A 10260-nucleotide genomic window follows, 5' to 3' on the forward strand; every position below is an offset into this window, starting at 1 on the left:
ACTCACCGGACTTCAACAAGATTGAAGAAGATTTTGCCATTCTCAAAAAGCAACGGATATATGCTCCACCAGAAACAACACTGGATGACATTGTTAGACTGTACGGAACTTAATTGTAATGACTATAGTCTTCAAATAATTAGAAAGAAATTCCCAGGGGCATTTACTGCCGAGGGTATAGTGAGCTGTGCCGTACAGCCAGTATTGGTTAATCCAATATCAAGATATTAAGCTGTCACGATTTTCTACAGTTTAGTTCGTACGGTAGAGATTTGTCATGCCAACTTAAGAAAGATCTAGATGGTTGTCAACGGCAACCTTTTTCTGACGTCTTCATAAGAATTATCATTCTCAAACAGAGCGTTGACGAGGTTTATCCAGCAATCTTTGCTCATATATTTGATTAAAGGACTTCAACAAAGATTCAAATGCTTTACGGTTGAATCCTGTTAATCCTCTGAGTAACCTATCTTGATTTTAAGGCTCGTTCAATATTTAGCATTTTTCTGGCCAATTTCTGCTTGAACCATTTTACCTTATTTCCCAACAACTCTAGTATCTGAACTCAAACATCCTACCATTAAAATTATAGCTATTTAAGTTTTTCTCAATCAAGAAAGGCTAAGAAATATTTGGCGTTGGCGGAGCCTAGCGGCAGCTATATCGCTCTCTAAAAATTATAGCGATCGCCATGTTAGCGATGCGCTATATATAGTGTCTTTGCGTAAGTCCTGTAAAGTCTAATCCAACTCAAACTCGTCTTTCCAAGACTCATCCTTTTCCCAAGGAATTTGCTGAGTTTTCGCCATCAAAAAATTCTCAACCACCAAATAATCCATCTCAGTCCGCATAAAACACCGATAAGCATCTTCGGGCGTACAAACAATTGGCTCACCCCGCACATTAAAGGATGTATTCACAATAACTCCACATCCGGTCAACTTCTCAAAATGACGAATCAAATCGTAATACCGAGGATTAGTTTCCTGATGAATAGTTTGAATTCTTGCCGAATAATCCACATGAGTAATAGCTGGAATTTCCGATCGCGGCACATTCAATTTCTCAATTCCAAACAACTGCTTTTGCTCCTCTGTCATCGGAATTAACAAATTCTCCTGCACCGGAGCTACTAACAACATATAAGGACTAGAATGTTCAATGTCAAAATAATCGGAAACTCGTTCTGCCAAAACTGAAGGAGCAAAAGGTCGGAAAGACTCTCGATACTTAATCTTCAAATTCATCACCGACTGCATCTTCTGATTCCGGGGGTCGCCAATAATAGACCGCCCTCCCAAAGCGCGGGGTCCGAACTCCATCCGACCTTGAAACCATCCGACAACGTTACCATTATCTAAAATTTCTGCTAACCGTGGCATCAACTCCGCATCTGGCAAATATTCATATTTTGCCTGAATAGCATCCAGATATTCCCGAATTTCGTCATCTGCAAATTTCGGTCCGAGATAAGCACCTTGCATCATGTCATTGGGAGCGCTACAAACAGGAGGTTTTGCTAAAGAAATAGCAGAATTTCCAGACTCTACAGAAACTAATTCCATTTCTGGAATATTCTCAACCACCTTTTCTATTACTCGCGGTTGATTATGGTATTCGTACCAAATAGCTAAAGCAGCACCTAACGCACCACCAGCATCTCCCGCTGCAGGTTGAATCCAAATATCTTTAAAAATACCTTCCCGTAAAATCTTACCATTCGCCACACAATTGAGAGCAACTCCCCCCGCCAAACAAAGGTAGTCAGCATTCAATTCTTTTTGCACCGTTCGACTTAGACGCAACACTACTTCCTCAGTCACTCTCTGAATAGAAGCAGCAATATCCATTTCCCGTTGACTAATTTTAGTTTCCGCTTTCCGAGGAGACCCGCCAAACAATTTGTCAAATTTCTGATTAGTCATAGTCAACCCGGTTGTGTAATTGAAATATTCCATATTCAACCGGAAAGTACCATCAGCTTTTAAATCTATGAGATTATTTAAAATCAAATCCACATAATTAGGTTCTCCGTAGGGAGCTAAACCCATAAGTTTGTATTCCCCAGAGTTAACTTTAAAGCCAGTGTAATAAGTAAAAGCTGAGTAGAGCAAACCCAAAGAGTGCGGAAAATCAATTTCCCACTGAGGAGTCAGTTTATTTCCTTCTCCCAACCAAATTGAAGTAGTCGCCCACTCACCAACTCCATCCAGACACATTACCGCAGCGCGATCGAACGGACTGGGAAAAAATGCCGAAGCTGCATGAGACTGATGATGTTCGGTAAACATCAGTTGGGGAAGATGGGATGCTTTACAATTACCTAATGTAGATAATTCTTTTCTTAAAACAGTTTTCAGATATAATTTTTCTTTTAACCAAATTGGCATTGCCATCAGAAAAGAGCGAAAACCTTTAGGAGCATAACTGAGGTAAGTTTCCAGAAGTCGCTCGAATTTAATTAAAGGTTTGTCGTAGAAAACTACTTGGTCTAGGTCGAGTAATTCTATATTGGCTTCTTTCAGGCAATAGGAAATAGCATTTTTGGGAAATCTGGCATCGTGTTTTTTACGAGAAAATCTTTCTTCTTGGGCGGCGGCGATAATTTTTCCTTCACATACTAGGGCGGCGGCGCTGTCGTGGTAATAGGCTGATATTCCCAGGATTTTCATATTTATTTTCTTTGTCTCCTTCACAGATAGCTTTATATATTTTTTGGCCTATTTTTGAGCAAAATATCCTCAAATTATAGTTCATCAAAGCATAGCTTTTGAGGGAGGGGCGGGTTGATCTAAATTTAATGTTGAGCAATTAGAGTAGTTTCGGAGTTAGGGAGGTACAAAATTTTAGGATTTTAGGCAACAACTCATCTGGCAATAGGCAATAGGCAACAGAGAATTAATAAACTGTACCTCACGCTTCCTAAAAAGTGCTGTAATTTAACGCGGAAACCGCCTCTACTATTGCAATATTTTAGCTGTGTTACAGCACTAGGAGGAATTACTATTTTAAATATATTTTTGAAAATAAAAATTAATTAGGGCTTGCTGATTAACTCTAAAAGCATTTACTTACAGATAAAGGTAAGTGCCTTTTTGCTGCGAAAAAAGTGTCAGCTTTTATACCAATTTGATAAATGTTTGTTACAAATGGTAGGGACGTTGCATGCAACGTCCCTACAAAAGAAGGAAGATGGAAGAAGGAAGAAGGGGTCAATATTGAAAAAAAGGTAAAAACGATATAAATAACTATCTAAAATAAATTGGAGTACCTATTTTTAAGCATATCCTATGGATATCTACTTTTTTGTAGCATTCTTTTTTTAAATTGGTATTAGCTCCGAATTGCCCAAAATACTCACATTTTGAGCAGACAAGGGCAGAAAAATTGAGCGACAATTCTTTCGACTGCCTTCTCTGTAATTCCCATTCCCATACGACTCCTGACTCCTACCCTCCACAAAAAGACTTTTGAGCGCAAACCCTAATTACTGATATGAAATCTGCTTGTACAGCGATCGCGAAACTGCATTATCAAATATTCTCTCTTCAAACTATTGACTTTTATTTAAAGACATTTGGTATTGTAGATAAGCTCTGCCTATGATTAATAAATATTTTTTATATAAAAATTGTATTGATATCTGTTTTGATTATGTGTATATTAAAACTATGAAGTAAAGCAGAGAACAAAGATATGTTGAGTAGCAGTTCAGAAAGGTCAATTATCACAACATTTACACAGACGTATTCAGTCACGAATTTAGAAGATATTAACAGTGCTCAATCTCCAATTGCTTGGCAAATATATGAATAGTTTTTAGCCAATATAGCTAATCAGCAGAAGCAACAAATAGCTTATATTTTTGATAATTACTGTAGACAAAATCCTCATGCTGTTGAGTGCAGTATTTACTCATCATAATTCTCTTTTTTTCAAATATCTATCATCATTACAATTAATTCAAAATAATAGGAGTAAAAAAATGCAAACTACTACTAATAATTGTCCCCAAAACCCCATTGATGTTTTACTACAACCTTGCCGTAATTTTATAGAGAATATAGATATTAATAATCCTGAATTTGCCAGGAAATTATGTCAATTTATTCCAGCTCAATGCCCATTTGCCAGAGATATTAAATTCTTTGGTCATACAGTTTTGCATATTCCACCTCTATGTAAAATAAATCCTTTTTACTATGAACTAATTAGTTTACGTTTTCGCGCTCTAACTTTCTTAGCTGATGTTTGTTTAGAAGATGTTACTCCTTATTGTTGAATGGAATTTTCTATAGCAGGCAACCTGAATTTGCTAAAAATTTATGCCAATTAATTCCTGCTCAATGCCCGTTTACCAGAGATATTAATTTTTGGGGGCGTATAGTTTTAAAGATTCCACCTCTATGTAAACTAAATCCTTTTTACTATGAAATAATTAGTTTAGGTTTTCGCTCTCTAACTTTCTTAGCTGATGTTTGTTTAGAAGATATTATACCAATTATCAAAAACTTTGCTATACTTGAGTTTTCTATTTCTAAATACTATTTATGGAAGTAATTTTATTGTTAAGTAAGCTCTATGATTTACCTAGTTATTTTTACCACCTTCCAAGCGTAGCATTAATGCATGATAAATAGTATTACTTCTTATTGCTAAATGGAATTAACAATAAGCAATAGAGATTTAGAAGGGGAGTTAAACCCGTCTGCGCACCTTCCGGTTTATAGAAATCGGGGATGGGGATTTAAACCCAGAGATACTAAAAGCTGATAGCTGAATGCTAAAAGCTAATATAGCATTTCTCATAAAGATGAGGTATATAGATGTACTATCAAATATAGGTTCATCAAAACTTCATAATTTATTTTTGTATAACTTCATAGCTAAAGCTTTATTTGGCAATTAATTCCACTGATTTCGACTACTCAAAACACCATCAGCAAAATTAAAGATTCTGCAAAGTTGAGCATACAGGAGTTGCATAAATTTCTGGGGAAGGCTAGATTAATGTTACTAGGATACACTATATATGTTGTCCTTGCGTAAGTCCTGATCAAGAAAAATATGAAGACTCTGAAACAAACTTTTTTTACATTAAGCATCAGTGCAATAGGAAGTACTTTCTTAACTATCCCAGCTAAAGCTATTGATTTTAATTTTTCTTTTAATAATGAATTAAATGGAGGTGGGGCTGTAACAGGTATAATCCGAGGGTTAGATGAAGGAACTGGAGCTGCAAGTAGTGTTGAAGTACTGACTAATACTACAGGCTTAGGTATTGGAGAATATGTTGGATCTCCTCTTACAAATAGTTGGACTGTTTTAGGTGAGGAGATAATAGCTTTCGATTTTCTCTCGGCTGGTGTTCTCAACACTTCTCCTGCTGTAACAGATGCCTTAATTTTCTTTGATTCTACCGAATTATCAGGTGCTTCTTTTCGAGCTGGCATAGCTCCAAGTCCAGGTCCATTCGTTACTGGTAGTGGCTTTGTTTCAACCGAGGATATTAACTTAACCTTTACTGCGATTTCAACAACTCCGATTTCAACAGATGTTCCAGAACCTTCAAGTATTCTTGGATTTGGAATGTTAACAACTTTTGCTTTTGGAAAGGCTTTCAAACGTAAATAGGTCAATCTAAGAAGAAATAGAATTTGGTTGACCCTAACTCAAAATCTTTTGGACATTTATCACATAAGAATATTCAATTTTCAGAAAATAATTTAACCTTAATACTATGTGATACACCCTAACTTTTCCTCGTATCACATAAATTACTTTCTTATATTTTTGGGTATTAGCATTTGTGAAAGCGATGGCTTAAGTTGTGAAAAACATACTCTTGTACCTTGTAATGAATCTAATTTTAGCTGCAATCTTCAATTTTTGTCCTGTACTTAGACCTTATGGTTAAGAGATTAGCTAATTTGGTAGTGGTAAACAAGTAATGATTTTAATGATTTTTGCAGCTTACTTCCTACCAATAAAAGGAGTATAGCAACGAATATCCTGACATATTTAGGACTACCGCTAATTTAACATTACCAGGTGGAATATTTAAAGTGAATTCACCTCAGATAATTGCTTTGTATTTTATACTGCTGTAAAATAACTGCAACTTCAGGCAAAGATAATAACTTTTCATACAAAACATTAGCAATAAATTCATTGCCAGATACAGAATAATGCCCATTACCGCCCAAGAAAGCAGTTTCTACTTGTTCATTAGGCATTCTCTTTCTAAATTCAGCAATTAAATCAATATAAATTATATTTCGTTTTTGTAATTCAGTCTGTAGATATTGTCGCCAAAAACTAGATTTATTCAGATAATAATCAGAATATATTGGTAAATAAACAACCACTAACTTACTATTTTTCCCTTGATTAATCTTCGCCAACTGTTCAAATATTTTGATAGCTATAGCAGGAGTTTGAACAACATATTGATTATCAGTTTCCAACTTTCTCGGAAACAATGTTTGCCAGAAACCTAAAAATCTTAACTCTTGAATATATCTACTACCTTCTGTAATTTTTGGAACTAAAAAAGAACCTCTAGGAACAGGAAAATTATGATTAACTAACTCCCCATTTTCTAAAGACAATAATGGTTTCCCATAACCCAAAGACTTTGCACGCTGCATCCGCACAAAATCATCAGTAATAAAAGCAAATATCTGAATATTATGCTCAAACTTACTACCATCACGTTTGTACCATAAATAAGCTTGGTCAATACCATATCCCCCTTGACCCATATTAATAGTTTGTAAACGTTGATTTATAGATGTTAATAATTGACACCATGTTTGGTCATTACTAACACCCCATCCCATTGTAAAAGAATCCCCAGAACAAATTATCCTAACTTTATTAGGGGGAATATTAAGACTAAAGTCTTCGCTATTTCTCAAAGATTGAGAATTTGTTCGAAAATATATCCCCGGAGCATACATATTTGGAATATCAACATTAGGAAGATTCACCCATCCTAATAATTCATCATATTGAGTGTGGCGTATTTCGCTAATTGGTTGAACTTTACTGATTTTATAAAACAGTAAAATAATGCTAGATAGACCTTCAACCAAACTTAATATAGACAAACATAAAATTAGATTAATTGAGACAATTTTGAGGATTTTTTTTGTCTGACTTAAATAATTTTTGACCATCAATGTTAGAGTTTTGAAAATCGGGAGATGTGAGGAGCTTAAGAAATAACTCAATTAAAACTTCATTCAGTCAAAAAAATTTCTTGAAAATCTACTGGACCGACACAATTAAAATAGTTCATCATATCACTGGGGGGATTCATCTAATTGGCTAAGACTCATTAATTTAACATGGAAACCGCCCCTACTATTACAAAATTTTATTGGATGTTGAATACCCTTGACATTAATGAAGGTGGCAACCATGCTTGCGGTCGTTTGCGATTGAGAAAGCGAGGTTTACGATAACGAGTCTTGCGACTACGTCTTGACCTTCTTTTTACCCGACGATCGCTTAAGTTATCTCTGACTTGAAACCCTCGATGCCCCAATTCTGCACACCAAACTATGTTGGTATCAGAAACTATTGCCAATCCTGTTGTTTTAGCTCCAGGGTCTATTTTGATTCTCAACTGCTTTATTTCATCTGTTGATTCATCCTTAAGAATAATAGTGAATGGATATTGTCTAAACACTGCTGCTTTGCCTTCAGTTAATAACTTTCTGACAGCAGCGGGATGCACCGGATTGCATTGCTTTTTGTTCTTATCAAGTACAAAAACCGAATTTTTATTCATTGAAAAAACTCCTGCAAGCAGGGTAATGTTTGCCTCGCCAATGTTGCATTCCTGCACGTCCAAATAGCACCGCTTTACCCCTCGTAAACTTTTAACTATCTAGTTTCAGAGCATGGAACTGACAAGCATCCCAAGGTGAGAACTTTGGCTCTTAAATGCAACGTAGCCTTCAAAAGGCTTAGGCTGGTCAGCTACCTAATTCAACGAGGCACGAAGCCCCGTCTCTTTAGAGCGGGGTGTTGACTTAACTACTACGATGCTCATTATTGTACTTAATTCTAGCACCAGCCCATTGTAGTTTTTCTCTAAGAGTCTGGAAAAATGAATAATTTTCCCGCAAAATAATAAACTTAGCCTGACAATCTGCCATACGCACATCCACCCGTTGTCCCGGCCAAATAGCAGTAGATAGAACTCCATCTGCCCAAAGTTTAGTAGTTAGATCGTGCTCCTGTAGAGGCCAAACACTAACTATACAACCAGGAGGAAGTACAATAGGACGACTAGAAAGACTTAAAGGACAAATTGGAGTAACAGAAATAGAAGCCATACCAGCGTGCATAATTGGTCCATTAGCAGAAGCAGTATAGCAAGTAGAACCAGTCGGACTAGCAACAATAAGTCCATCCCCTTGATATTGGTCTACTACCTCACCATCAACTTCTACTTCCAAAATAGAAGTAGGCATCCTGTCAGCAGAAGCAGGTTTAATACAAAATTCATTCAAAGCTAAAAAGCGATCGCTTGATGGTTCGAGGTTAGTGCGATCGCCATTAAACACTGCTGACTGTAACATCATTCGCAGTTGTACAGCATAGCGGTCTTCAAATAACCTATCCCATACCTTCTCTGTATCCTTAAAATCTTCAAAACTTTCTGTCAAAAATCCCAAATGTCCTCCCACATTAACTGCCAACATTGGAATACCTAGAGCTGCTAAATGTCTTGCAGCAGCTAAAGCACTACCATCTCCTCCTAAAACCACTGCTAAGTCAATTTTATGAGTGCTAGAAGCAAGAAAAACTGGATATGGATTATCTTGTGGTCCACTAGGCCCCATTAACACTTGACAGCCTCTATCTTCCAACTGTCTAGCACATTGTTCTGCATAATGCTGACTCACATCATCTTTGGCCTTATGAGCAATAATTACTCGTTTAATGTCCATAGTTAATATTCTAGATTTTAGATAGAGATTGGCAAAATCTCTGCACCACTGAATCATTGTATAGCAATAACTACGGCCTTTAGGAGTTGGAGAATTGCTCTGTTATGGCAGAAGGAAAAAAGAAGAAGGAATCAGGAAGAAGGCGTTTAGTTATCTAGGAGAGAAGGAAAAATCTTGTGTTATCTAAGTTTCATTAAATCTAATATAACTACTGTAGAAGGCTAATAGGTGAAAGATGTGTGAAGATTTGCATGAGTTTGATAAAGGTTAGACAAATAATACTGTAAGTATTTGCCTGCTTAACTTTCATATGTTTTTGAAGTGGTAAAATTTGTGTTTACTCTGTAAATTAAACTAGAAATTATAACTTTTCTGGCAAAATCATCTGCTTAAATCTGGTTAATTTGTCACTTCCGCAATATTTTATATAAAAATAATTGCCAGAAAAAAAGCCTGAAAGCTATATACAGAGAAGTTTTATTTGGCGTTAAAATCAAAAAAACTAGCAGATTAAATACGTGCGAGCACTTACGCTATTTCCGCTATAAATATATTATCAATTCAGTGCGATCTCTGAAGCTATTTCTAGAAGTAGTGCAACAAAGTGGAAGCAGCGATCGTAAATTCTCATAAATTGCACGAATTTAAAGCAAATATGGCCAATTATAGCGCTACACGCAAGTCAGAAGTCAGAAGTCAGAAGTAATCCCTGACTGAGTTTGAGGATTTATCAATGTCCTAACCTCTTTGCGTAGTGCTATAGTATACTAAAAATTATTTCAAGTAAAAAGAAATTCCATAGAACATCCCTAATATTATGTTTGTAGTTGGGCTTTAGCCCTTTAACTTCCCTGGCGGGAAGTCCCGCGCTCTCCCGAAGGGGAGCGTCGTATGGGAAAGCCAGGGCCAATAGTCGGATCCCTCCACAAATAAAACCTTCCTATACCCTTGACAAGCTAGGAGGTATGCATGTTATTATCAAGGTCAACACAGGGGGAGGACATCACCTCACACGAAACAGCGGTCATTTTTTTTATGACTGAAGAATCCCGCGTCGTCGCGCTATGCGCAACGTCGGGAGTATGTCAAATACTTACAGTGTGTTTCGTATCAGTGAGATACACCCGTAGCGGGCAAGATGCCCGCACTACAAAGACTTTATCATTGGCGTTGCACAGTGACGAATGATTATGAGAATTGAGGAATTTGACGATGTTTCAAATAATAGATCAGCAGGTGAATTGATCTGTACAACATATCAATGGACTTGGAATAGCACAAAGTTTTACGATGT

The 10260-nt window shown here is 36.5% G+C and carries 9 protein-coding genes and 1 pseudogene; 4 read left to right on the plus strand and 6 right to left on the minus strand.

Annotated features, from left to right (window positions below):
- Positions 1–740: 740 nt before the first annotated feature.
- Positions 741–2672 carry a carbamoyltransferase gene (locus F6K18_RS35245; RefSeq protein WP_287527907.1) on the minus strand — a complete coding sequence of 644 codons (1932 nt, stop codon included), beginning with the start codon at positions 2670–2672 and terminating at the stop codon, positions 741–743.
- 685 nt (positions 2673–3357) lie between these two features.
- Positions 3358–3480 carry a hypothetical protein gene (locus F6K18_RS35250; protein ID WP_287527909.1) on the minus strand — a complete coding sequence of 41 codons (123 nt, stop codon included), beginning with the start codon at positions 3478–3480 and terminating at the stop codon, positions 3358–3360.
- Positions 3481–3861: 381 nt separating this feature from the next.
- On the opposite strand from F6K18_RS35250, the gene F6K18_RS37160 reads away from it, so the two are divergent.
- The 4 genes from F6K18_RS37160 to F6K18_RS35265 all read left to right on the plus strand — a co-directional run bounded on the left by F6K18_RS37160 (position 3862) and on the right by F6K18_RS35265 (position 5634).
- A complete protein-coding gene (locus tag F6K18_RS37160) occupies positions 3862–3924 on the plus strand; it encodes a CP12 domain-containing protein (protein WP_353735272.1) in 63 nt (20 codons plus the stop codon).
- A 61-nt stretch (positions 3925–3985) separates the two neighbouring features.
- The gene (locus F6K18_RS35255) at positions 3986–4282 is read left to right on the plus strand and encodes a Mo-dependent nitrogenase C-terminal domain-containing protein (protein ID WP_287527911.1); all 297 of its coding nucleotides are present in this window, start codon (positions 3986–3988) and stop codon (positions 4280–4282) included.
- Positions 4279–4560, plus strand: coding sequence for a Mo-dependent nitrogenase C-terminal domain-containing protein (locus F6K18_RS35260; protein ID WP_353735273.1), 282 nt, complete (start codon positions 4279–4281; stop codon positions 4558–4560). Before F6K18_RS35255 ends, F6K18_RS35260 begins: the two co-directional genes overlap by 4 nt.
- Before the next feature lie 507 nt (positions 4561–5067).
- Complete coding sequence (locus F6K18_RS35265; protein WP_287527914.1) at positions 5068–5634, plus strand: PEP-CTERM sorting domain-containing protein; 567 nt, start codon at positions 5068–5070, stop codon at positions 5632–5634.
- 437 nt (positions 5635–6071) lie between these two features.
- Here the strand turns inward: F6K18_RS35265 and F6K18_RS35270 are convergent, their stop codons facing one another.
- The 4 genes and pseudogenes from F6K18_RS35270 to F6K18_RS35285 all read right to left on the minus strand — a co-directional run.
- Positions 6072–7181, minus strand: coding sequence for a hypothetical protein (locus F6K18_RS35270; RefSeq protein ID WP_287527917.1), 1110 nt, complete (start codon positions 7179–7181; stop codon positions 6072–6074).
- Positions 7182–7381: 200 nt separating this feature from the next.
- The gene (gene iscB / locus F6K18_RS35275) at positions 7382–7798 is read right to left on the minus strand and encodes an RNA-guided endonuclease IscB (RefSeq protein ID WP_287527919.1); all 417 of its coding nucleotides are present in this window, start codon (positions 7796–7798) and stop codon (positions 7382–7384) included.
- Positions 7799–8042: 244 nt separating this feature from the next.
- Positions 8043–8966 carry an NAD(+) kinase gene (locus F6K18_RS35280; RefSeq protein WP_124146038.1) on the minus strand — a complete coding sequence of 308 codons (924 nt, stop codon included), beginning with the start codon at positions 8964–8966 and terminating at the stop codon, positions 8043–8045.
- 1188 nt (positions 8967–10154) lie between these two features.
- Positions 10155–10260 (minus strand): annotated as a pseudogene (locus F6K18_RS35285) (IS1 family transposase); the annotation flags it as partial.

Source organism: Okeania sp. SIO2C2, assembly GCF_010692625.1.
Lineage (GTDB): Bacteria > Cyanobacteriota > Cyanobacteriia > Cyanobacteriales > Microcoleaceae > Okeania > Okeania hirsuta.